This window comes from Asticcacaulis sp. AC466, assembly GCF_000495815.1.
Lineage (GTDB): Bacteria > Pseudomonadota > Alphaproteobacteria > Caulobacterales > Caulobacteraceae > Asticcacaulis.
This window is the reverse complement of sequence record NZ_AWGE01000013.1, coordinates 196,998-218,428: the sequence shown is the minus strand read 5'-3', so window position 1 is coordinate 218,428 and position 21,431 is coordinate 196,998. Positions and strand designations below refer to the sequence as shown.

Below are 21,431 nucleotides of genomic sequence, written 5' to 3'. Positions count from 1 at the left end.
GCCACCGCCGCCGCCCGCGCCCGCACCGGCCCCCGCCGGACCGCCCGTCGCCCTGGCAACAGAGATCTCGGACGCGGCCGCCGTCTATGTCGATTATGTCCAAAAGGCGAGCGCGATTAAGAACCAGTTCGCCGATGGCGCCGATATTCAGGCCAAACTCGCTGCCGCCGAAGCCTATGAGCCCAACCAGTTGGCCAATGGCGCGGTCGCCTTCGCCGCCATTGTCGCCATGCAGGAACCGGCCTTCCGTGCCTCCCTGCGCAACTACGCCACCGACAATGCTGTACGCGCCGACATGGTCAATCGCCTACTGTCCGATCCGGCCTATGTCGCCGTATTGCCGGGCGCGGACGCGGCCGCCCGTCGCGTAATACTGGCTATGTCCAGCGATGGTCAGTTGGTCTACAAGGCCGGCGCCGCGGTCAAGCAATCGGCCTACGACATCCAGACCCAAAAGTGGTCGCGTGAATTCGTCTCAGACCGCGAAGGCCGTTTGGCCAAGGCCAAGTCGAGCGCGGTCACCCTGGCCAGCGTACAGTCTGACGCCAGCGCGCAGCTTCTGACCGCCGCCCTCACCGGTTCGGGCCTGACCACCCGCGCCACGACAGGCCAGTCGACCGGCAGCTACGCCGTCGGCGGTGATGGCGTCACGTTCACCCCCGGCACCGGGCAGCCTGCCCAGCCGCAGGCCACGGTATCCACACCGATCGCCACGGAGGCCGCAACGACATCGGCCGCCGCCAAACAGCCCCAGACCGTTTTCGACCGGCCCGACCTGTTCAATCAGCCTTATACCCAGGCGGTGAACCGCGCCCTGACGATCGCGGCCATCGCCATACTGGGTGAAGGGGGGGCGACACGTGCTCCCGCATTGACCAGCCTGATGAACGACGGCGAAGGCCAGAAGTGCCTGGCGATGTCGAAGCTCAACCTCTATCAATGTCTGGCTGTGGCGAAGCCGCACTATGAAGATATCTTCTGTCTGGGCCAACATGTTCTCATGGACACCGGCCAATGCCTGGGGCAAATGTCGAGCAACGCCCTGAGTTTCGAGCCCGTGAAGCGAATTGGCTTCAAGGCGGACGGCACATCGGCCTATGCCGATCCGAAACCTTACCTAAAGCCCGCGCCGGTCAAGAAGGCGTCGGGTAAGAAGGCCTCCGGCAAGAAAAAGACTGGAACCGCCAAGAAGACGTAGGGCAAGCGCGAGTCGCGCTTCCGCAATAAAATTGAACAGGGCATGAGGCAAATCCGCGTCATGCCCTGTTTTTTGGACGCAAATATGCGCTTTTTGCCCGACGGAACGGTTGCGTCACCAGGAAGAGTCGTGTATCAGCACCGCTCTTTATAGCCGCATTGTCTGAAGATGGGGCGCATAGAAATCCATTCTCGCCGTGCCCGGTCCGGTTGCGCGGCCATTTTGTTTGAGGAAGAGGCTCATGGCCGATATCGTTTTGGACGTTGAAGTCCGTGATCGCACCGGTTCGGGCGGCGCCCGCGCAACGCGTAATGCCGGCAAGGTGCCGGGCATCCTGTACGGCGGCGACAAGGCCCCCGTGCCGATCGCCGTCAACCTGAACGCTTTCAAGAAGGCGCTCTATACCGGCAAGCTGAACGGCCACCTCGTCACGCTGAAGTACGGCAGCGAGACCCAGAAGGTCATCGCCAAGTCGATCGAATTCCATCCGGTCACCGACACGCCGATCCACTTCGACCTGTATCGCGTTGACGAACATGCCGAAGTCAAGATTTCGGTTCCGGTTCACTTCCAGAATCACGAACTGTCGCCTGGCCTCAAGAAGGGCGGCGCCCTGAACGTTGTCATCCACGAACTGGAAATCCTGGTTCCGGCCGACCACATTCCGGAAGACATCATTGTCGACCTCAGCGGCCTCGAAATCGGTCAGAGCGTCCACGTCTCCGACCTTAAGCTGCCGTCTGATGTGAAGGCGCATGTCGCCGACACGGAAGTCGTCGCCTCGGTCACCGCCTCTGGCGCGTCGAAGAGCGAAGACGCGGACGCCGCCGCGACCGAAGCCTAAACCGCTTCGAAATCAGTTTGATAAAGGCCTCGTTCTTGTTAAAGGACGGGGCCTTTTTCTTTTCCGGAGTTCCGCTGTGTATCTGATCGTTGGCCTTGGCAACCCGGGTAGCCAATACGCGAAAAACCGCCACAATATCGGCTTCATGATGATCGATGAGCTGATCCGCGGCGCCGCCTTCGGTCCGGAAAAGAAGAATTTCGACGGCATCACCTCGGACGGCCAGATCGAGACCGCCAAGGGCGTCGAAAAGGTGCTGGCCCTCAAGCCCCAGACCTTTATGAACCTGTCAGGCAACAGCGTGCAAAAGGCGATGCAATTCTACAAGATCAAGCCAGAGCGCGTTATCGTGTTTCATGACGAACTGGATCTGGCGCCCGGCCGCCTGCGTATCAAGATGGGCGGCGGCCATGCCGGTCATAACGGGCTGCGCTCCATCATGGCGGCAATCGGCCCGAACTTTGTGCGCGGCAGGATGGGAATCGGCCACCCCGGTGCCAAGGAGGCCGTTCTAGGCTGGGTGCTGGGCGACTTCGCCAAGGCGGATCAGGCCTGGCTTGATGCCCTGAACGGCGCCTGCGCACGCGCCCTGCCCCTTCTGCTCTCCGGTGCGCCCGATGCTGCCGAACGGTATCAGGGTGAGGTCATGCGCCTGGCGCCCGCACCGAAATTCGACATGCGGCAACTGAATAACCAGAAAGACGGCTGATCTTACTGTTCCACATCGAAATTTGATGGTGTGCGGCGCGAAATGCCAATGCGCGGGCGGGCGTATTCTGAGGATTAGACGTGCCATCTCCTACTTCTGTTCAGACCATCGTTATGGCCACGCATGGCTCGTTCGGCGACCTGCATCCCTTTATTGCCCTCGGTCAGGCGCTTAAGGCGCGCGGATGCCGCGTGACGCTGGCCACGCACCCAGACTATGCCGCGAAGGTAGAGGCCGCCGGTTTGGCATTTGTCGCCTTTGGCCCCAGCCGCGAAGACTATGTCCGCGATCTGCGGGTAAATCCGGCGGAAATCATCCGGCGTTTGTCCAATGACCACGGCTTCATGATCAAGCGCCTGATCGCGCCTTATCTGGAGCGATCGATTCGCGATATCGCGCCTTACGTCGCCGAAGCCGATGCCGTTCTGGGTTCGCCATTTGCCTATGGCGCACACATTGCAGCCCTTCTGGCGGGCAAGCCGTTTACAACTGTTGCCTTACAACCGACCGTCATGATGTCGAGCTACGATCCGCCCAAGGTCAGGCAGGCCCCCTTCATATTCGAGCCCTCTGGCGAACTGGGACGCGCCTACAACCGGCTTATCATGGCGGCCGGTGAGCAAATCATGGCAGCTAGCCAAAGTCAGGTCCGCCGGGTTTATCGCAAATATGGCCTGCATCCGCGCGTCGGTTTGGGCGGCATCGTGTCCGATCACCGGACCCTGGCCCTTTACTCGCCCCTGTTGGCGCAGCCGCAACCGGATTTTCCACCACGAACCTATTTAGCTGGCTTCCCGTTCTACGACAGTGAAAACGGCCATGCGCCCGTCATGCCTGAACGTTTGCTGACCTTTCTAAATGAAGGCCCGGCCCCTCTCGTCTTTTCCCTGGGGACGGCCATGGTCTATGGCGGCGAGGCCTATTATCGGACCGCCATTGCCGCCGCTAAGCGGCTCAACCGGCGCGCCGTTATTTTGTCCGGGCCGGAAAGCCCACTTCTGAAAGAAGAATTCGGCCTGAATATATGCGTGGTGCCGTACGCGCCGCACTCTCTGCTTCTGCCCCGCTGCGAACTCATTGTCCACCATGGCGGCATTGGCTCCACTGCTCAGGCCCTGCGCGCTGGCCGTCCGCAATTGGTCACACCGGTGTTCGGCGACCAGTTCGACAATGCCCGCCGCGTCACCTTGCTTGGAACAGGCCTGCGACTCGATTTCGACGATTTCACGGTCGAACGCGCTGTGATGCGTCTGCGTCAGGTGCTCTACTCCGATAAGATTGCCGCCGCCGCGCAGGCCGTAGCCCCGCTGATCGCTGCGGAGGATGGCGCCGAACGCGCCGCGGACGTGCTGCTGAATGCCCGGAACGTAAATACGCTGGCGGCATAGGTCAAAATGCTTTAGGGAGACGCCAAATCGTTCATTTCCTGAAAAGCTAAGTTTTCCATGGCCCTTAAAGTCGCTATCGTCGGTCTGCCCAATGTCGGCAAGTCCACCCTGTTCAACGCCCTGACCCAGACCGCGTCGGCCCAGGCCGCCAACTATCCGTTCTGCACCATTGAGCCGAATACCGGCGACGTTGCCGTGCCAGAACCGCGTCTTGAGGTCCTGGCCAAAATTGTCGGATCGAAGGAAATCATCCCGGCCCGCATCAACTTCGTCGATATCGCCGGTCTGGTGCGCGGTGCGTCGAAGGGCGAAGGCCTGGGCAATCAGTTCCTGGCCAATATCCGCGACTGCGACGCCATCGCCTTCGTCGCGCGCTGCTTCGTCGATACCGACATCACCCACGTGGAAGGCCGCATCGACCCGATCTCTGACCTGGAGATCATCGAAACCGAGTTGATGCTGGCCGACCTGGAATCGCTGGAAAAGCGACTGCCCAACCTTGAAAAACGCGCCAAGTCGGGCGGTGACAAGGAAGCCGCCCTCACCGTCTCCCTCATCCACGCCGCTCTGGCAGAGTTGCGCGATGGTCGCCCGGCGCGCATTGCCTTTGAGAAGGGCAAGATTTCGAAAGAAGACACCAAGGCCTGGGAGATGCTGCAATTGCTGACCAGCAAGCCGGCGCTCTATGTCTGCAATGTCGATGAAGAATCGGCCGAAACGGGCAACGAATTGTCCGCCAAGGTGGCCGAACGCGCCAAGGCCGACCACGCCAATTCCGTCGTCATATCGGCCCAGATCGAGTCCGAAATCGCCCTGCTCGACGCCGATGAGCGCAAGGAATTCCTCGAAACCCTTGGCTTGGCCGAACCCGGCCTGAACCGCCTGATCCGTGAGGCCTACACGTTGCTGGGCCTGCAATCTTACTTCACGGTGGGCCCCAAGGAAGCGCGCGCCTGGACCATCCATGCCGGCGATACAGCACCACAGGCCGCCGGCGTCATCCACACGGATTTCGAAAAGGGCTTTATCCGCGCCGAAACCATGGCCTTTGACGATTTCGTCAAGTTCAATGGCGAAGCGGGCTGCAAGGAAAACGGCAAGTTCCGTCAGGAAGGCAAGGAATATCTCGTCAAGGACGGGGATATCCTGAACTTCCGCTTCAATGTCTAAATCAGAAGGCGCCTGAAAGGGCGCCTTTTTACCACACACCTGCACGACAAAGCCCGCCGGCATAACCGGCGGGCTTTTTAGTTTTTAGATTTAGCGAAATCGCGATCTGATGTGTCGAAAATGATTAGCTGTCGAGAACCGGAGCGGAGCGTACTCGAGTACGTGAGCACCGGCTCACAGACAGATGATTATTTGCAGACCATCAGATCGTGATTTCTAATGTTTGCCGCGCCAGACTTGACGATAGGCCGCATAGGTCACGCCCGCCATCAGAAGCAGGAACAGAATGACGGCAAAGCCCATCTGCTTGCGTTCGGTGGCATGGGGATCGGAGGCCCATTCCAGGAAGGCCGCAACATCGGCCGATTCCTGGCGAAGGGTCGCCTTGGTGCCGTCATCATAAGTGACCTTGTCGTCGACTAGGGGCGGCGGCATGGCCAGAACGCCACCCTCCGGCACCTTATGCGGGTCGCCCGACCATTGCGTCGCCAAAGAGCCGTGGACATACGGGTTATAGTGCTGGGTGTCGGCGATCTTCAGGCCAGCAGGCGGCGGCGCGAAGCCGGCCAGCAGGGAGGCGACATAGTTGGCGCCGCCTTCGCGAGCCTTGGTGATGACCGACAGGTCCGGCGGAATGGCGCCGGAATTGGACGCCTTGGCCGCTTCTTCGTTCTTGAACGGCGACGGGAAGCGATCGGAGGTTGTGCCCTTGCGGGTGACTTCATCGCCCGTATCCGGATCGATATCGGCGACGTCGAACTCAGACGCGATCTGCTTCACAATCGGGTTGTCGTTCGGGTTCTTATACTTCGGATCGTAGAAGGGGCCGCCCTTCTGACCGAGGTTACGGAACGACATCAGGTGCATGGAGTGACAGGCGGCGCAGACTTCGCGATAGACCTTATAGCCGCGTTGCAGCTGAGCCTGGTCGAACGTACCGAACGGACCTTCGAACGAGAAGTGGTGGTCTTCCGGTTCTTTGTGCTGGCTGGCACTGAATGCCTGGGTGCCTACCGTCAAAGAGAAGGCGACGGCAAGGCCTGCAACCAGTTTGAGGGTTTTCGTCATAAAGGCAGACATGTGACTTAGCCCTTCTTCTTGGCGGTATGGGCGGCCAGGACGGCTTCGGAGATAGACGCCGGCACAGGCAATGGATCTTCCTTCAGGCCGATCCATGGCATGATGATCAGGAAGAAGGCAAAATAGTAGAGAGCCAGGATCTGCGACAGCCACACAACCTTCAGGCCCAGCGGATTGCCGTGCGTGTCAGTGGTGACCGAGAAGACCAGATCGTCGGGCAGTTGGCCACCGCACCAGCCGAGGCCGATACAAGCGATGACGAACAGGACGAAGAACCAGCGCATGACCGGGCGATAGCGCATGGACTTGACCTTGGACGTATCCAGCCACGGCAGGGCGAAGATAAGCGCAATGGCGGTGAACATGGCCAGGACGCCCATCAGCTTGTCCGGGATGGCGCGCAGGATGGCGTAGAACGGCAGCATGTACCATTCGGGTACGATGTGCGACGGAGTTTGCAGCGGGTTGGCCGGCACATAGTTGTCGGCGTGGCCGAGTGCGTCAGGCGCGTAGAAGACGAAGACCGAGAACATGATCAGGAAGAAGATCATGGCCAGGCCATCCTTCACCGTGGCGTACGGCGTAAACGGCAGGGTGTCTTCCTTCGACTTGATCTCCACGCCGGTCGGATTGTTCTGACCGGTCACGTGCAGCGCCCAGATGTGCAGGACGACGACACCGGCAATGACGAATGGCAGCAGATAATGGAGCGAGAAGAAACGGTTCAGCGTCGGGTTATCAACTGCAAAGCCGCCTTGCAGCCAGGTCAGGATCGACGGACCGACGACCGGAATAGCGCCGATCAGGTTGGTGATAACAACCGCGCCATAGTAGGACATCTGGCCCCACGGCAGGACGTAGCCCATGAAGGCGGTGGCGATCATCAGGAAGTAGATGATGCAGCCGAGCAGCCACAGGACTTCGCGCGGCGCCTTGTATGAGCCGTAGTAGAGGCCACGGAACATGTGGATGTAGACGGCGAAGAAGAACATCGACGCGCCGTTGGCGTGGACGTAGCGGATCAGCCAGCCATAGTTGACGTCGCGCATGATGCGCTCGACGCTGTCGAAGGCCAGGGCGGCGTTGGCGGTGTAATGCATCGCCAGAATGATGCCGGTCAAAATCTGGACGCCGAGGCAGAGCGACAGGATGCCGCCGAAGGTCCACCAGTAGTTCAGATTTTTCGGGGTTGGGTAGTCGACAAAGCTGTCATAGGCCAGACGGACGATGGGCAGACGCGAGTCCAGCCACTTTTCTATACCGGTCTTCGGCTCGTAGGTTGAGGAATGATCGCTCATGTTTAACCCACCTTGATCTTGGTGTCGGAAAGGAAGGTGTATTCCGGAACTTCGAGATTCTTCGGCGCCGGTCCCTGACGGATGCGGCCCGATGTATCGTAAACCGAGCCGTGACAGGGGCAGAACCAGCCACCATATTCGCCCAGGCCGAAGTTTGGCACACAGCCCAGGTGCGTACAGACCCCGATCAGCACCAGATATTGTTCGTGGCCCGCCTTGACGCGCTCGGCATCGGTCTGCGGATCGCGGAATTGGCTGAGGTTCTTGTCATCGGCGCGGGCGGCGGCGATTTCTTTCGGGGTGCGGTAGCGAACGAAAAGTGGCTTGCCGCGCCACTTAACGACGGCCTGCATCCCCTCTTCGACCTTGGACAGGTCATATTCGATTGACGCCAGAGCCAGAGTGTCGGCGGCCGGATTCATCTGGCCGATCAGCGGAACAGCGACCATCGCCGCAGCACCGACGGCGCCCGCACCCGCCGCAATGTAGATAAAGTCGCGACGGTTCGGATCTTGTCCGGCGTCTGTTACAGGTTCGCTCACCTTGCCACCTCTTCGAAATCGTAATCCGTCCCTAGCTTATCGTGCCAAGGCCCGATTCACTCTAGTATTTTTCTTAAGTACTCATGACTGATTCCGTTAACAAAGTAATCCTCTGCAACGGACTCGGCGCACGGGCTGATTGCCAAATGCGTCTATAACCACAATTCCGTGACGGATACAAACTGGCAAGGCACTTTTTCTCGCCAAATTTTCGCCACGCTGTTTCCTTTTTTTGTCCAACTTCCTGCGAATAGCTTGCAAGTAAACGCTTTAGGCTGGACAATCTCCTATCGAACTTGGCAAAACGCGCCCTCTCCTGCCGATTTGAAAGGCTGAAACCCGTTGCGCCTGGCCCTCTACCAACCTGATATACCGCAAAATCTCGGCGCCGCCATCCGCCTGAGTGCGGCGTTCGAAACGCCGCTCGATGTCATAGAGCCCTGCGGCTTCCCCTTGAACGACAAGGCCATAAAGCGCGCGGCCATGGATTACGGCCGCTGCGCCAAAGTGTCGCACCACATGTCGTGGGAGGCCTATCTTGGCTTTGTCGGTGAAACCTTGCCTGGCTCACGCCTCATTCTGTTCACCACCCGCTCCGCGCAACCGGCCTACGGCTTTCAGTTTCAGCCCGACGACATCCTGTTGATGGGCCGCGAAAGCGCCGGCGCGCCCGACGAGGTCCATGCCCGAGCCGATGCGCGCCTGTTTCTGCCGATAAGCCGCGACGCCCGCTCGATTAATGTCATCAACGCCGCCGCCATGGCATTGGGAGAGGCCTTGCGCCAAACGGACGGGTTTCCGGTCCGCTGACGGCAATCCGGCGTCTTCAGGACGCGCACACGAACGCCCTATGCAATGGCCCCGCCTTTCCGCTAAGGGACTATCTTAACGCCAGGAGTTTTTTCATGACCCAACCGCTCCTCTCCACCGACACGCCTGCCCATCAGGTTCTTTTCCAGCGTCAGAGCGACGCCGCCGCATGGTTCCGCAGCCTGCGTGATTCCATCTGCGCCGCTTTCGAGCAGTTGGAGGACGAAGCTACGGGCTATACCGGCGCGCCGGGACGTTTCGAGCGCACCCCCTGGGACCGGGCGGACACCGCCAGTCCGAATGGCGGCGGTGGCGGAGAAATGTCGATCATGAAGGGTCGGCTGTTCGAAAAGGTCGGCGTCCATATTTCGACGGTTCACGGCAGCTTTTCGCCGGAGTTCGCCAAATCCATCCCTGGCGCCGCCGAAGACCCGCGCTTTCATGCCACGGGTATTTCGTTGATCGCGCATATGACCAATCCGCACGTGCCGGCGGTCCATATGAACACCCGCTTCATTACCACGACGCAAAGCTGGTTTGGTGGCGGCGCGGACCTGACGCCGCTGATGGCCGCCGATCGCCGCCAGGACGCGCCGGACGCCATCGCCTTCCATGCCGCCTTCAAGGCCGCCTGCGACGCCGCCGATCCGGCCTATTACGACAAGTTCAAGGCCTGGTGCGACGAATACTTCCATCTGCCCCACCGCAACGAGCCGCGCGGCATTGGCGGCATCTTCTACGACCATTTGAACAGCCATGACCATGATGCCGATTTTGCCTTCACTCAGGCCGTCGGCAAGGCTTTTCTGGACATCTATCCCACCATCGTGCGCGGCCGGATGGCGCAACCGTGGACGGAGAACGAGCGCGAGGCGCAACTCATTCAGCGCGGCCGCTATGTCGAATTCAATCTGCTCTATGATCGCGGCACGATTTTCGGATTGAAAACCGGCGGTTATGTACCGTCGATCATGTCCTCCATGCCGCCTGTGGTGAAGTGGCCGTAACGGAGACCGTTAGGGTCTGACGACGCCTCATGGCTCTCATTTTTTGTAACGCCTCATGCCGAAAGGTGGGGGCCACTTTTCGGCATGAGGCTCTAGATCTAGACCGTGACCTGGGTGCCCAGTTCGACGACGCGGCCCGGCGGTATATGGAAAAATTCGGTTGGATTGGCAGCATTCTTCATCAGGAAGATGAACAGCTTATCCTGCCACAACGGCATACCGGAATTGGCCGACGGGACGACCGAGCGTTTGCCGACGAAGAAGCTGGTGGCCATGATGTCGAACTTGAGCCCCAGTTTGCGGCACAGACCCAGGGCACGTGGCAGGTTCGGACTTTCCATGAAGCCGTAGATCAGGGTCACCTTCTTGAAGTCTTCGTTGATGATCTCGATGGAGACGCGGTTGCCTTCGGCCACGCGCGGCACGCCGACCGTCTTGACAGTCAGGATGATATTCTTTTCGTGCAATACCTTATTGTGCTTGAGGTTATGCATCAGGGCCACCGGCGCGGCTTCGTCGTCGGAGGTCAGGAAGATGGCGGTTCCGGCCACGCGGTGCGGCGGACGCTTCTTCAGCATCTCGATCAGGTCGATAAGCAGAACACTGTCTCGGCGCGCCTTGTCGGTCAGGGTCTTGGTGCCGGTCGTCCAGGTCAGCATGAGGATGATCAAACAGCCGCCAAAGGCCAGCGGCATCCACGCACCGGTGAAGAACTTGGTGAGGTTGGAGGCCATGAAGACCGCCTCGATCACGCCAAGCGGCACAAGCAGAGCCAGGGTTTGCAGACGCGACCAGCGCCACGTCTTGCGGATAATGACATAGGCCATGATCGTACTGATAAACATCGTGCCCGTGACGGCGATACCGTAGGCCGAGGTCAGATTGTCGGAGCTCTGGAACACAAAGATCAGCACCAAAACGCCGATCATCAGCATGGTATTGACCTGCGGCACATAGATTTGTCCCGCCTGGGTCTCACTGGTCCGCTGGATATCGATACGCGGCAGAAGGCCAAGCTGGACGGCCTGCTGGGTCATTGAAAAAGCGCCGGTAATGACAGCTTGCGAAGCAATGACGGTAGCCATGGCCGCCAGTATCAGCACCGGCCAGTAGAACATGTCCGGCACCATGCGCCAGAACGGATTGGCGCCGGCGGACGGGTCTTCCAGCGTCATTGCGCCCTGGCCCAGATAGTTGAGAATCAGCGCGGGAAAGACGACCCAGAGCCAGGCTGTGTTAATGGGCTTCTTGCCGAAATGGCCCATGTCGGCATAGAGCGCCTCAGCGCCGGTCACGACAAGGAAGACCGAGCCCAGGATGACGAAGCCGGTAAAACCATTGGCAAGCAGGAACTGGATACCATAGTGCGGGCTGAGTGATGTCAGTATATCGGGCCGCTGAACGATATAGAAAATGCCAAGCGCCGCGATGACCACAAACCATAGCAACATGATCGGCCCGAAGAAGCGGGCGACCTTTTCGGTTCCCTTGGCCTGAACCAGAAACAGTCCGATCAGGATGACCATAGATACCGGCACAACCAGATGATCGAGACTATGGCCGACATTGGGCGCGTCCTTGAACCCTTCGATCGCCGACATGACCGACAAGGCCGGCGTGATCAGGCTGTCGCCATAAAAGAGGGCCGCACCGCAGATGCCGAGGAAAAAGATGGCGGGCGAATACTTGCCGAGCGCCTTTTGCGCCAGCGCCATGAGCGCCAGGGTGCCGCCTTCGCCTTTGTTGTCGGCGCGCATCAGAAAGATGACATATTTAACCGTCACCAACAGCAAAAGCGTCCAGAAAACCAGGGAAATGACACCAAACGTCGCCAGGTGTGGGTCGGTGCCTGCACGGGTATGTCGCAGCGCCTCCTTCATGGCGTAGAGCGGGCTGGTGCCGATATCGCCAAAAACGACCCCGATGGCGCCAACCGCAAGGCCCCAGAAGCCGGCATTGCCATGACCATGGCTGCTAATCGCCTCGGCTTCGGCGTCGCCTCCCTTGCTGTCACCCAATACGACGCCCGGCACCGGTGAGTCCGCACTGGCGCAATTCGAAGAGCCTTCAGTGGTCATAAGTGGTCTCCGTGCCGAAAGCGGCTGGGCAGGCAGCACATGTGTACGCAAAAACAAAGCAGGACGGCCATATCACGATACCGTCCGTCGGCAGGATAGAGTCAACAGGTTAATACTCGAGCCAGTGCATTGGGTATGGCGGGCGCCACCAAGGCGCGTACCCGGCGAGAGAGAACGGCCATTGGGACGATGCAAGGTTGATTTCAACTGTATGATTGCAGGAAGATGTGAGCGATCCGGGTGACGCCGCAAAACGGTCTCAGGTCCGAAAAGATACCGATTTGACATTTTGCTCTATCTAGAGGGGATCACATATAGGTGGCGTATAATTTCTGTATATTTTTTGTATAGACGCGTGGCGGAGCCTCCCGTTCGCCCCGCAACAGATATCCCGTTTTACCGCCTTGCGCTGCTAGCCGGTCCAGCGCATCTTCATATACAGACCGCCAGCCTCCAGTTCGTCGAGCATCTGGTCGATGCGCTTTTGCCGCGTTTCGTCACGCTTCGCGCGGTCTATCCAGCCAATATAGTCGTTCTGCTGATATGGCGGGCGCGCTTCGTATTTGTCGTACAGGCCACGGTCCTTCAGCAGCCGCCGGATGTCGTCGGGCATGGGATGGATATCGCGGCTCAGGGGGCGGCCGTCTGTGGGCATGCGGAATCCTTTTTGCTGGCGATCAGCAAACACGATCCCCGATCAAAAGTCAGTAATTATACCGTCAGAAATTTTGAAATCGCGCCCAGCAGGTCGTACCGGTGGCTGGGCCGTTTCAGGGTTTCCACGGCGTGATCGACCAGGGCAGCATCGATTCGGATGCCGCGACGGCTGATCAGCAAATCAGAGGCAAAGTCTTCGCAGAATTCCGGATGGCACTGGAAGGACAAGCCTTTTCGGCCGGTATAGTAGATCGCGCCATGCGGCGTGAATTCTGAACCGGCCAGAACGATGGCATTGTCCGGCAGCTTTACCACCTGATCCTGATGGGTCACGGCGCAGGCGATGGTTTGGGCGCCCTTCCCAGCCAGGGTCTGCCATAGATCGTGCGCCTGAACATTGTATTCGTGCAGGCCTACGCCCCATCCCTTGGGCGATTTTTCGACGTGACCGCCCCAGGCCTGAGCCATCACCTGGTGACCGAAACAGATGCCAACGACAGGGGTTTGGGTGTCGAGCACGCGCAGCCAGTCCATCAGGGCGATAATCCACGGATCGCCTTCGTAAACGCCGGCCGGAGAGCCGGTAATAACAACACCTTTCAGATGCGCACCGTGTGGCGGCAATTCGCCGGCCAGGGTTCTGAACACCCGAAACGCGCGGCCTTCGCTGGCCAGAAGCGTCGAAAACATGTCAGCATAACTGCCATAGGTGGCATCCAGTCCCGCCGGAGGAATGCCGGTCTCAAGAATGGCGATATAATCGTCTGTACGCATCATACTCTCGGCCCCGAAACACGACTTTAATCTGGGCTATTTCGCAAGTGCGTCAAGAGCCCGATCAATCACGCTTTGTGAAAAATCATTGTTAACCCAATCGGTTTCCAATTGCTTAAGCGCATGGCCCAGCTCTGGTCCGGCGGGAACGCCGCGTGTCATCAAGTCCGCCGCCTTGACGGGGAATACCGGAATATCCAGCCCCGCCAACATGTTCATGACATAGGCAACGGCTGACGGCGCCTTGGCCTGATGCGCTGCCGCCAGATAGACCGCATCTTCGGTAGCCTGACGGCCATGCAAATACATAAGGCGGGCGAAGGGCGCATTGTCGGCCAGGGCATCGAGCGCCTTTCCGGCATCACGCAGGCGATTGTACAGCCGTTGAGACAGCTTGATGCGCGTCTGCACGGCGTGAAGCGCCGCCGCTGACAGGCCGACACCACCGTCTATCAGGCCGATAAGCCGAATATCTACATCGTCGGTCAGGCCGCAGACCGCCGCAAATTCCGGCAGCTCGCTGCCCCGGCCCTGCCATCCGGGAATGACATGAGGCATGACGTCGTGGGCCTGCATCGCGGCAAACGCGATCAAGGGATTAGCCAGCTTCAGGGTCTTTAGCACCTCCTGCTGGATCCGTTCACCGGACAAACCGTCAATTCCCGCTTTCAGGGCCACGCAAGCCGCCAGCGAACCGGCATCGATGTCGCGCGCATAACCGGCGGAAAAGCGGAAGAAGCGCAGGATACGTAGATAGTCTTCGCGGATGCGGTCCTCGGCCACGCCGATGAAGCGCACGCGTCCGTCCCTGGCGTCACCAATGCCCAGCCCCGTCGGATCGTAGACCGTCCCGTCAATATCGGCATAGAGGGCGTTGAGATTGAAATCGCGCCGTAGAGCATCCTTGGCCCAGTCAGTGGTGAAGCTCACAACGGCGCGGCGCCCGTCGGTTTCGACGTCTTCGCGCAAGGAGGTGATTTCGTAGGGTTCCCCTTCGACGACGGCGGTAATCGTGCCGAACGCCTTTCCGGTCGGCACGTGGCGGATGCCGGCGGCGGTGAGCGCTGCTTCGGTTTCGTCGGGCGTCAGTTGCGTTGAGAGGTCGAGATCGCTGATCGACTTCCCCATCAAGGCATTACGGACGCACCCACCGACGAACCGGACGCAGCCCGAACCGCCCCTGGCCTCAAGCGCGGAAAAAACGGCGCGCGTCGCGGCCGACTGCATGTCTTCGGACAGGGGAATAGTGGTCATGATTCGAAAGTTAGGCCGTTCGCCGCCCGATATCAAATGACCTTGCACACCTTGCCCGACACGGTGACGTCCGGTTGGCCGTAGCGAATGAGAAGGCGATTGGGATCGACCGGACCGGGCAAGGTAATGTTGCGGGCTTTTTCGAAGCCGAACGGCTTGAAATAGGATTGCGATCCGACCAGCAGCACGGCGCGCAATCCCTTGGCGAAGGCCGCATCGACGCAGGCAGCGATCAGTTGCTTGCCGATACCTTTTCCGCGCTGGTCTTCTTCAACGACGATCGGTCCGAGAAAAGACAGGGGTTCATAGGTGTTGGCATCGAAATCATGAACAAAAATCGGCCACATGCGCACCGATCCGACAAGACGCTCCCCTTGAAAGGCCACGAAACTCAGGTCCTGAATGATCTCGGAGTCTTCGCGCAACCGCTCGGCGGTTTTGACATAGCGGCCCGGTCCAAACGCGCGGTCGGTCATGGCGATGATCCGGGCGTCCAGGTCCGGCGTTTCCAGGGAAATCTTAAAATCCAAAGCCAGTGCGTCCAGAGCCAAATGCCTGCCCCTTGAGGTATCGTTCCTTTAAGCCGTGCGCCGAAAGCGGCGAACAGCCTGTGAACACTGGCGGCGAAATAAGACCAGCGCATGGCGCGGTCAATAAAAATACGGAGTTAATACGCCGCACCCCGCGCAATTAATACATCAATTTATGTCAAATTACGCATAAATTCAGCGGGCCAAACACTTTGACGAGCCAAACACTTTAACGGGCAAGAAACGCCGCAAAGGCCGCCTGGGCTTGCGGACTGATCAATTGCTTACGGAAGACCGCGCCCTCCTGGCGGATAACCTGCCACAGCGCCTCAGGATCACGCATGAACGCCTTTGTGTGACGCAAGGACGACGGCGACAGCCGGATGAGCTTTTCCGACATCTGGCGTGCGACATCATCGAGCGCGTCGCGCGCAACAACCGCGTTGACAATCCCAAGGTCCTTCGCCGTCTCCGCGCCGATGACTTCGCCCAGCGCCATCCAGGCAAAGGCCCGTTGATGACCGATGCGAGCCGGCAGCAAAAGGGTAGAGCCGGCTTCCGGTACGAGGCCAAGCTTAAGGAACGGCAGGGACAAACGCGCATCGTCCGCCGCCACAACCAGGTCGCAATGTAAAAGAAGGGTCACGCCGACCCCGACCGCCTGCCCCTGAACAGCGGCGATCAGCGGCTTTTCGAAGAAGGTGATTGCCTTGAGAAAGCGAAAGACTGGCATATCATCATGATCAGCAGTTTCGTCCTGAAAAAGCGCCAGGTCCTGAGCGAAATCGAAAATATCGTTGCCGGCGCAAAAATCGGCGCCTTCGGCACAGATGATCACGGCGCGAATGTCGTCATCGGCAGCGGCCAGAGTCAGGCCATTGGTCAGGGCCGTGTACATGGCCTTGGTGAGGGCGTTCTTCTTGTTTGGCCGGTTTAACCGCAGCGTCATGACGCCGGTGTCGGTTGTGGTGATGACGTCGCTCATGGCGGGCTCCCTGTTTTAGGTTGGTGTAGCGGAAGTTGACGCAAACGGCAACCACAGCCGTGAGAAAGCGGACGGGCGGCGCGGATGTGGCGGCCCGGTTTGCCTTGCATTCGCCACATCTCAGAAATAAACCTATTGAAATTTAATTCGCCGCGTAGCACATCGCGGCTACTTACAGGTTGAGCCGCGGAGAGTCGCCCACATGAACCTATTCCCCAAAATGACGCGCGTAGCCGAACGGGCCAAAACCGTCGCTATCGCTTTGAGCCTGGCGGTGATCGCCAGCGTCGGCGCCAATGCCGCCTACGCTGCACCGAAAAAGGCCGAACCGGTCGCCGCTACGGGCGAATTCAAGATCGATCCGGCGGTCCAGGCCAAAAGCATGACCGAAATCGGGCCGATCATCGCGCTTGGTAAGATCAACTGCGAGCCGGTCGATGCGTACTTGGTTGGCGGCACGGAATTCGAAAAGGACGGCGCCAAGGTCAAGGGCCAGCTTTACGAAGTCGCGTGCAAGACCGGCCCAGGCTTCATCATCACCAGCGTGTCGCCGACTGAAGTCGGTCAGGCGTTTACGTGTTCACTGGCTGCCAAGCTGCAGGAAACCCGCAAAGAATCCATTTTGTGCGTGCTGCCGGAAAACAAGCCGCACTACAAGTGGCTGCAAACGGTTGTCCAGCCTTACATTCCCGGCTGCGAAATCAACAATGCCCGCGTCATTGGCTCCACCAGTTCAGGTGCCCTAATCGACCGTTATGAAGTCGGCTGTACCGGCCGTGCCGGGGGTATTGTCGACTACGCCCAACTCGGCCAGACCGCGCCGACAGAATTCAAAAGCTGCATACTTCTGGAAGGTTCGAACTCGGCTTGCCAGTACACGACCAAGGACCAGATGATGGAGCCGTTGAAGGCCGTGGCCAAGGTCGCTGATGCGGATTGTCAGGTGAACAATGCGCGCTTTGTTGGCGTCAACACCGCCGGCGATGGGTACTATTATGAATTCGGCTGCGCCAACAAGGCAGGCTTTATTGTCGCCACGAAGACTGACAATACGGTGGACCGTATCGTCCCCTGCGCCGCGGCTGCAGGTTTGGGCGGATGCAAGTTCACCGATACGGGTGCAGCCATGGCCGATGCGAAGGGTGAATATTCGACTCAACTCACCAAGGGCGGCTTCCCCTGCACTGTTGAAGACTACAATGTTGTCGGCACCCAGGAGCAGACCAAGCGTGACTATATCGAGTTCAAGTGTCAGCAACAGCCGTGGGGCCTGATCGGTTTTGTCCCCCAGCCAGGCAGCACATCGTCATTGAAGTTGTCCGATTGCTTCGTTGAGGCCACCAGCGTCCGCAAGGGATGCACTCTCACGACGACTGAGGTTCTGAACGCCCAGATCGACAAGCTCATCAAGGTCGCTCAGCCCGGCAAGGATTGCGACGTCGGCGAAGTCCGCTATATCGGTCAGTCCGACAGCAATGAAAACGCCGTCCTGATCGAAGTCGCCTGCAAAAATAAGCGTGGCTATATCGGCGCGTTATCGCCAGACCGCAAAAAGCTGATCGATACCGTACCCTGCAAGATCGCCAAGGCGCACAAGGACCCGCTCCAGTGCGAGATCAAGGACAACGGCACCTACGCCTCCGCCGACTAATTTGGCGTCGAGGTTGATATCCGGCCCGCGTGGTTTTCGCCACGCGGGCCTTTTTCATGTCTATTTGCTGAGATAGACACCGGGTAAATGCTTGGAGATGGTGATGAAAAGGCGCGTATTACTGACGGCGGCGATATGTCTTTCCCTGCCGCTCGCCGGTTGTGACCGGATCAATGCCTGGCTCCACCCGAAGCCAAAGGACAGCAGTTTTGTTGTGGTGGCCGCGCCCCTCCCCAAGGCCGTACTTGCCCTGTACCCCGGCAAAGACGACATAAGCGTCCAAGCGCGCGCCGGCGACTGCGCCACCGCCGACCTTTGCCAGATATGGCGCAATGGCAAGTGGATGCCCCTCCCCGCCGATGAGTCTAAGAACCTGCCGCTGCTGGCCGTGACTCAGCCGGCTGAAGGCAGTTACAGCGAGGCGTTATGGCGCAAGGTCGGCAATGACCGCGCCGTGCTGGTGAACAGTCAGGCTGGCGCGGGCAATTTCGACGTCGGAAAGTTCGATGGCCTGCGCATCGGTTTGAAGACCGCCGGCCGGACAACCTACGTCACCGCCTACGGGTTGGAAGGCGCGGACAATCACCTGACCGGGGCGCAGGGCGATGTCATTATCGCCAATGGAACGGTCTGGCTGTTGCACCGCCGTCCGGACGGATCGGCGGTTTTGGCCGACCTCTTTGCCCAGTGGACCAAGGCACAACCGATCATATGCCTGCCTGGCCTGGCGCTCGACATGGCGGGACAGTGGGCCGGGCCGCCGGAAAAGGCCTTGTCGCCGGATATCTACGTCTCGCGCGTCACCGACGCGCCGGACCACCGGGATGACGACGCGCACCGGGCCGCCGTACTGGCCGCCTGCGCACCAAGCTCGACGACACCAAAGTCGCGATAGGTTAGCCTTATAGGCTTTCCATAAACCGGCAGGCTTCGCCTTGCGACGGGCCAACGATTTCGTCGTCGCGCATGACCACCTTGCCGCGAATGACCGTGGCCTTGGGCCAGCCGGTCACTTCCATGCCGTCGAACGGCGTCCAGCCGGAGCGCGTGCGCATGTCGGCATGGCGCAGGACACGCTTATGGTTGAGGTCGACCAGGGTGACGTCGCCGTCATAGCCTTCGGCCATACGGCCCTTCCCGGCCACGCCGAAAACGCGCTGCGCGCCGGCCGAGGTCAGGTCCACCAGGCGTTCAAGCGACAGACGGCCATTGGCAACGTGGGTCAACATGACCGGCAACAGGGTCTGCACACCCGGCATACCGGACGGCGAGGCCGGATAGGGTTTGGCTTTTTCTTCGAGCGTATGCGGAGCGTGATCGGACCCCAGCACATCGGCGATACCGCCCGTAATGCCGTGCCACAGACCTTCGACATGATAGCGGTCGCGGATCGGCGGGTTCATCTGGGCCAGTCCCTTCAGGCGCTCATAGGCCTCCGGCGCTTCCAGCGTCAGATGCTGAGGGGTAATTTCGACCGTGGCGATGTCCTTATGGCCGACGAGAAATTCGATCTCTTCGCGCGTGGTGACGTGCAGGACGTGAATGCGCTTGCCCGCTTCGCGCGCCAGGCGGACCAGACGTTCCGTCGACTGGATGGCCGATTGCGCGTCGCGGACGAAATCATGGCTGGTCCAGTCGCCTTCGCGCGCCAAAGGGCGCCGCTCGGCCAGGCGGTATTCGTCTTCGCTGTGGAAGGTGGCGCGACGATTGACATTGGCCAGAACCTTGGCCACGCCCTCATCGTCGGCAATAAGCAGAGTGCCGGTGGAGGCCCCCATGAAGACCTTGACGCCGCAGCAGCCCTTCAAACGCTCCAGTTCCCCCAGTTCATGGACATTTTCGTGGGTACCGCCGACATAGAAGGCATGGTCGCAGTGCATACGGTGGTGCGCCCGCTTCAGCTTGTCGGCAAATGCCTCGGCATCCGTGGTGGTGGGGTTGGTATTCGGCATTTCAAACACCGCGACCACACCGCCCATGACGGCGGCCTGAGATCCGGTTTCCAGGTCTTCCTTCCATTCCAGGCCCGGTTCGCGAAAATGTACCTGGGTGTCTATGACGCCCGGCATGGCGAGAAGGCCAGTCGCGTCGAAGATTTCGCCGGCAGACGCGTGGGACAGGTCACCGAAACCGGCAAACTTTCCGTTCACAATGCCGATGTCGCCGCGCCCCCGGCCCGCATGATTGATGATGTCCGCGTTACGGATAACCAGGTCGAAATTTTTAGCCACGGGAGTTTCCTTTCAGTCGGGCGGACAGTAGAGCGCTTGCGGATAAGGTGTCAGCACTTTTCACGGCGATCCGGCGATAAAAAGCAAAAAATGCCGCCGTAACCGTTCCGTCCAGGCGGTTACGGTTTTAGTCTTGCCGCAGCGTCTGGGCAAGGCCGCGCACCATTACGTGAAGGCAATTTACATGGCCGCATCGGTTGCAGGGATGGCGCCACCGGCTTCGCGTTCGACCACAGCCGCAACGCGTTCGATGGTGAGATCGAGCATATGACACACGGTTTGTTTCAACTTCGGGTCCACGGCCTGTATCTCCACCAGGCTGCGTGGCCCGCGAATGACGTGAACGTTGCGCCCGATCGGTGCCGTCGATTCGTCCGACGGTCCGAATAGGCCGAAGGTCGGCGCACCGGCGGCGGCGGCCAGATGGAACCACACCTCGTCATTGCCGATAAACACCGCCGCATATTTCAGCGCCGCATAGGCGGTCAGCAGGCTGTGGCTGTCCCCGACCTCCAGCACCTGAGCGCGCGGCGTTGCCATGCGAAGGGCCTGAAGCGTATCGCGTTCGGATTCGGCGCCGATGACCAGTAAGCGATGATTGGCAAACGGGCCGTCTTCACGCATCAGGCGCGTGGCCAGAACCGCGAAACGCTCGGTCGGCCAGCGTCGCCCAAGCCAGCCCGCCCCGGGCGCGATGACGATCACCGGGGCCTCTCCGCGCCCATTGTCAATCAGGTTGCGCACCTGCGCTTCGCGGCGCGCAGACACGCGCAGGCCTGGCGCGACCTCCCCCGGCTGGAGATGCAGTTTCGTGCTGATCTGCTCCAGGACGCCTGCGGGGTCGTTGGGATTGAGGGTGAATCGCGTCCTGGCCTTCATCATGCGCGAAATCAAGGTGGGACCGATATCGACAACCAGCCCCCAGCGCCGCCGGCTGAGTTCGCTTAATGCGCCCAGTGCCTTGAGGTGAAATAAGGCGCCATCGAAGGCTTGTATCTCATCGACAAATTGATCATCTTCAAACAGCTGCGCTGAAGCGGAGGTCGTGGCCAGCGTAATGCGGGCATGGGGAATTTCGTGCTTCAAACGCGCGATTACGCCACTCAGGGCAAGCACCTTGGCGGGATCGCAAATGGCCAGCAGGAGAATCGGGAAGTCACCCTTCATGTTGCATACTTAATCCGTAACCACCCCATCCGTAAACGCTCCATACCCAAACGCGCCC

The 21,431-nt window shown here is 59.7% G+C and carries 20 protein-coding genes; 9 read left to right on the top strand and 11 right to left on the bottom strand.

Going from position 1 to position 21,431, the window contains the following annotated elements; translation table 11 throughout:
* The 5 genes from AEAC466_RS44770 to ychF form a co-directional block, all read left to right on the top strand.
* On the top strand, positions 1–1,198 hold a 1,198-nt coding region (locus AEAC466_RS44770), incomplete at its 5' end, for a hypothetical protein (RefSeq protein ID WP_023458838.1).
* Between the two features lie 241 nt (positions 1,199–1,439).
* Positions 1,440–2,042 (top strand): 50S ribosomal protein L25/general stress protein Ctc, encoded by a 603-nt coding sequence (locus AEAC466_RS36465; protein WP_023458837.1) that lies wholly within the window; start codon positions 1,440–1,442, stop codon positions 2,040–2,042.
* A gap of 76 nt (positions 2,043–2,118) precedes the next feature.
* Positions 2,119–2,751 (top strand): aminoacyl-tRNA hydrolase, encoded by a 633-nt coding sequence (pth, locus tag AEAC466_RS36460; protein ID WP_023458836.1) that lies wholly within the window; start codon positions 2,119–2,121, stop codon positions 2,749–2,751.
* 80 nt (positions 2,752–2,831) lie between these two features.
* On the top strand, positions 2,832–4,139 hold the full coding sequence (locus tag AEAC466_RS36455) for a glycosyltransferase (protein WP_155913700.1): 1,308 nt from the start codon (positions 2,832–2,834) through the stop codon (positions 4,137–4,139).
* Positions 4,140–4,196: 57 nt separating this feature from the next.
* Entirely contained in the window at positions 4,197–5,309 is a 1,113-nt protein-coding gene (gene ychF / locus AEAC466_RS36450; protein WP_023458834.1) for a redox-regulated ATPase YchF, read from the top strand.
* A 216-nt stretch (positions 5,310–5,525) separates the two neighbouring features.
* On the opposite strand, the gene AEAC466_RS36445 is transcribed toward ychF, so the two are convergent.
* From AEAC466_RS36445 to petA, 3 genes are read right to left on the bottom strand one after another with little or no spacing between them, the layout of a single operon-like run.
* On the bottom strand, positions 5,526–6,389 hold the full coding sequence (locus AEAC466_RS36445) for a cytochrome c1 (RefSeq protein ID WP_023458833.1): 864 nt from the start codon (positions 6,387–6,389) through the stop codon (positions 5,526–5,528).
* Positions 6,390–6,394: 5 nt separating this feature from the next.
* Positions 6,395–7,687, bottom strand: coding sequence for a cytochrome b (locus tag AEAC466_RS36440; protein WP_023458832.1), 1,293 nt, complete (start codon positions 7,685–7,687; stop codon positions 6,395–6,397).
* Between the two features lie 2 nt (positions 7,688–7,689).
* Positions 7,690–8,229, bottom strand: coding sequence for a ubiquinol-cytochrome c reductase iron-sulfur subunit (petA, locus tag AEAC466_RS36435; protein WP_023458831.1), 540 nt, complete (start codon positions 8,227–8,229; stop codon positions 7,690–7,692).
* Positions 8,230–8,571: 342 nt separating this feature from the next.
* On the opposite strand from petA, the gene AEAC466_RS36430 reads away from it, so the two are divergent.
* Complete coding sequence (locus AEAC466_RS36430; protein ID WP_023458830.1) at positions 8,572–9,039, top strand: tRNA (cytidine(34)-2'-O)-methyltransferase; 468 nt, start codon at positions 8,572–8,574, stop codon at positions 9,037–9,039.
* A 95-nt stretch (positions 9,040–9,134) separates the two neighbouring features.
* Positions 9,135–10,046: an oxygen-dependent coproporphyrinogen oxidase gene (hemF, locus tag AEAC466_RS36425; RefSeq protein ID WP_023458829.1), complete on the top strand. Its 912-nt coding sequence runs from the start codon at positions 9,135–9,137 to the stop codon at positions 10,044–10,046.
* A gap of 98 nt (positions 10,047–10,144) precedes the next feature.
* Here the strand turns inward: hemF and AEAC466_RS36420 are convergent, their stop codons facing one another.
* The 6 genes from AEAC466_RS36420 to AEAC466_RS36395 all read right to left on the bottom strand — a co-directional run bounded on the left by AEAC466_RS36420 (position 10,145) and on the right by AEAC466_RS36395 (position 16,324).
* Positions 10,145–12,124 (bottom strand): potassium transporter Kup, encoded by a 1,980-nt coding sequence (locus AEAC466_RS36420; RefSeq protein ID WP_081714655.1) that lies wholly within the window; start codon positions 12,122–12,124, stop codon positions 10,145–10,147.
* Between the two features lie 412 nt (positions 12,125–12,536).
* Positions 12,537–12,779 (bottom strand): YdeI/OmpD-associated family protein, encoded by a 243-nt coding sequence (locus AEAC466_RS36415; protein ID WP_023458827.1) that lies wholly within the window; start codon positions 12,777–12,779, stop codon positions 12,537–12,539.
* 56 nt (positions 12,780–12,835) lie between these two features.
* On the bottom strand, positions 12,836–13,558 hold the full coding sequence (locus AEAC466_RS36410) for a type 1 glutamine amidotransferase (protein ID WP_023458826.1): 723 nt from the start codon (positions 13,556–13,558) through the stop codon (positions 12,836–12,838).
* A gap of 33 nt (positions 13,559–13,591) precedes the next feature.
* Positions 13,592–14,809, bottom strand: coding sequence for a CCA tRNA nucleotidyltransferase (locus AEAC466_RS36405; protein ID WP_023458825.1), 1,218 nt, complete (start codon positions 14,807–14,809; stop codon positions 13,592–13,594).
* A 32-nt stretch (positions 14,810–14,841) separates the two neighbouring features.
* Positions 14,842–15,360 carry a GNAT family N-acetyltransferase gene (locus AEAC466_RS36400; protein ID WP_023458824.1) on the bottom strand — a complete coding sequence of 173 codons (519 nt, stop codon included), beginning with the start codon at positions 15,358–15,360 and terminating at the stop codon, positions 14,842–14,844.
* A gap of 208 nt (positions 15,361–15,568) precedes the next feature.
* Complete coding sequence (locus AEAC466_RS36395) at positions 15,569–16,324, bottom strand: enoyl-CoA hydratase-related protein (RefSeq protein ID WP_023458823.1); 756 nt, start codon at positions 16,322–16,324, stop codon at positions 15,569–15,571.
* Positions 16,325–16,526: 202 nt separating this feature from the next.
* Here AEAC466_RS36395 and AEAC466_RS36390 point away from each other — a divergent pair, with 202 nt between their 5' ends.
* Together AEAC466_RS36390 and AEAC466_RS36385 are read left to right on the top strand one after the other, a co-directional pair.
* A complete protein-coding gene (locus AEAC466_RS36390; RefSeq protein WP_023458822.1) occupies positions 16,527–17,975 on the top strand; it encodes a hypothetical protein in 1,449 nt (482 codons plus the stop codon).
* Between the two features lie 103 nt (positions 17,976–18,078).
* Positions 18,079–18,870 carry a hypothetical protein gene (locus AEAC466_RS36385; protein ID WP_155913698.1) on the top strand — a complete coding sequence of 264 codons (792 nt, stop codon included), beginning with the start codon at positions 18,079–18,081 and terminating at the stop codon, positions 18,868–18,870.
* A gap of 7 nt (positions 18,871–18,877) precedes the next feature.
* On the opposite strand, the gene AEAC466_RS36380 is transcribed toward AEAC466_RS36385, so the two are convergent.
* A complete protein-coding gene (locus AEAC466_RS36380; protein WP_023458820.1) occupies positions 18,878–20,206 on the bottom strand; it encodes a dihydroorotase in 1,329 nt (442 codons plus the stop codon).
* 180 nt (positions 20,207–20,386) lie between these two features.
* Complete coding sequence (locus AEAC466_RS36375) at positions 20,387–21,373, bottom strand: glycosyltransferase family 9 protein (RefSeq protein WP_023458819.1); 987 nt, start codon at positions 21,371–21,373, stop codon at positions 20,387–20,389.
* Between the last annotated feature and the right edge of the window lie 58 nt (positions 21,374–21,431).

Bases quoted from the DNA above. Each gene is read 5' to 3' on its own strand.
- AEAC466_RS36390 (WP_023458822.1), top strand. From the start codon at position 16,527: ATGAACCTATTCCCCAAAATGACGCGCGTAGCCGAACGGGCCAAAACC.
- AEAC466_RS36465 (WP_023458837.1), top strand. From the start codon at position 1,440: ATGGCCGATATCGTTTTGGACGTTGAAGTCCGTGATCGCACCGGTTCG.
- AEAC466_RS36405 (WP_023458825.1), bottom strand. From the start codon at position 14,809: ATGACCACTATTCCCCTGTCCGAAGACATGCAGTCGGCCGCGACGCGC.
- AEAC466_RS36395 (WP_023458823.1), bottom strand. From the start codon at position 16,324: ATGAGCGACGTCATCACCACAACCGACACCGGCGTCATGACGCTGCGG.
- AEAC466_RS36415 (WP_023458827.1), bottom strand. From the start codon at position 12,779: ATGCCCACAGACGGCCGCCCCCTGAGCCGCGATATCCATCCCATGCCC.
- AEAC466_RS36410 (WP_023458826.1), bottom strand. From the start codon at position 13,558: ATGATGCGTACAGACGATTATATCGCCATTCTTGAGACCGGCATTCCT.
- ychF (WP_023458834.1), top strand. From the start codon at position 4,197: ATGGCCCTTAAAGTCGCTATCGTCGGTCTGCCCAATGTCGGCAAGTCC.
- AEAC466_RS36420 (WP_081714655.1), bottom strand. From the start codon at position 12,124: ATGACCACTGAAGGCTCTTCGAATTGCGCCAGTGCGGACTCACCGGTG.
- AEAC466_RS36385 (WP_155913698.1), top strand. From the start codon at position 18,079: ATGAAAAGGCGCGTATTACTGACGGCGGCGATATGTCTTTCCCTGCCG.
- AEAC466_RS36440 (WP_023458832.1), bottom strand. From the start codon at position 7,687: ATGAGCGATCATTCCTCAACCTACGAGCCGAAGACCGGTATAGAAAAG.
- hemF (WP_023458829.1), top strand. From the start codon at position 9,135: ATGACCCAACCGCTCCTCTCCACCGACACGCCTGCCCATCAGGTTCTT.
- AEAC466_RS36445 (WP_023458833.1), bottom strand. From the start codon at position 6,389: ATGTCTGCCTTTATGACGAAAACCCTCAAACTGGTTGCAGGCCTTGCC.
- AEAC466_RS36375 (WP_023458819.1), bottom strand. From the start codon at position 21,373: ATGAAGGGTGACTTCCCGATTCTCCTGCTGGCCATTTGCGATCCCGCC.